The 296-nt window shown below is 67.2% G+C and carries 1 protein-coding gene; it reads right to left on the reverse strand.

All coding sequences use genetic code 11. The features are described 5' to 3' along the window. Positions 1-296 (reverse strand): type VI secretion system tip protein TssI/VgrG (gene tssI / locus HMPREF2716_RS07155; protein WP_141762305.1); only part of this gene is annotated, 296 nt, incomplete at both ends.

Here is a 296-nt window from a genome sequence, read left to right on the forward strand (position 1 = left end):
GCGTTCGCCGGCAGCTCGTAGGGCACCGTCTGCTCGGCGTTGTAGACCCGCCCGGTGATGATCGGCCGGTCCGGGTCGCCTTCGAGGAAGCTGACGATCACTTCCTGGCCGATCCGCGGGATCTGGATCGAGCCCCAGTTCTTCCCGGCCCAGGCCTGCGAGACGCGCATCCAGCAGGAGCTGTTCTCGTTGGACTGGTCGTGGCGGTCCCAATGGAAATGCACCTTGACCCGGCCGTACTGGTCGGTCCAGATCTCCTCGCCCTTGGGCCCGACCACCACCGCAGTCTGCGGGCC

Source organism: Pseudomonas sp. HMSC076A11 (assembly GCF_001810205.1).
Taxonomy (GTDB): domain Bacteria; phylum Pseudomonadota; class Gammaproteobacteria; order Pseudomonadales; family Pseudomonadaceae; genus Pseudomonas; species Pseudomonas aeruginosa.